Origin of the sequence: Candidatus Pantoea multigeneris, assembly GCF_011752615.1 — a bacterium.
Classification (GTDB): Bacteria; Pseudomonadota; Gammaproteobacteria; order Enterobacterales; family Enterobacteriaceae; genus Pantoea; species Pantoea multigeneris.
Map to the genome: position 1 here is coordinate 1 of NZ_VWXF01000029.1, position 859 is coordinate 859.

General features: G+C 69.8%; 1 pseudogene. It reads right to left on the bottom strand.

Annotated features, from left to right (window positions below):
• A pseudogene (locus F3J40_RS25415) lies at positions 1-859 on the bottom strand (type IV secretion protein Rhs); the annotation flags it as partial.

Genomic DNA, 859 nt, shown 5'->3' on the forward strand with positions numbered 1-859 from the left:
GGGCGCGTATCAGGCGGTTGTCGTCATCGTATTCGTAGTGCTGCTCCAGCCAGCCGCAGCGGCGGCTGATAAGGTTGCCCCACGGGTCATAGCGGTTAAACAGGCGCTGCCAGTGGCGCAGGCGGTTACCGGTGACGTGGTGCAGCGGGGCGTCGTCCTTGCTGCTCAGCCTCACCGGGGTTTCGTCGAGCAGGTTATCCGCCCCGTCATAGCGCAGGCTGGTCTGGGGCCGCGTATGCGGGTGCGGGATAACGCTGGTCATGCGGCCCGCGGTGTCGTACTGGTAGCGGGTGCTGCCGCGCCAGGCGTCATCGTTGCCGCTGATTTCCCCGCGCAGGCTGTAGCGGAAGGTGCGCCAGTAGCGCGCGCTCTCCGGGGCCGGGTCGGCCTCTCCGGCGACGTCGCTGGCCTGCCAGCACCGGCGGCCCATCACGTCCCAGGCGCGGCACTGGGTCAGCGCGCCCTGGGTGCGGCTCAGCTCGCGGTGCATCCGGTCGCGGGTAAATTCGCTCACCGTCTGCTGGTTAAACTTCACCGCGCTGACGTGGCCCGAGCCGTAGTGCAGCCAGCGCAGGCTGTCGCCCTGCGGCAGGGTCAGCTGCGTCAGGTTATCCAGCGCGTCCCAGGCGTACTGCACCTCGCCGTGCCCGCCGGTTTCGGCCAGCGGGTTGTCGTCGGCGTCGTAGCGCAGGCTCACCACGTCGGCGGTGATACCCGCCGCGCGGCCCAGTTCCGTCGGGGTGCGGGTCAGGCGCACCAGCCGCCCGCAGCTGTCGTAGTCGTGCTGCCACTGCGCCTGCGACGTCGAACGCTCAAGCAGGCGACCGGCCGGGCTGTAGCGCATCTGCTGCTGGCGTGC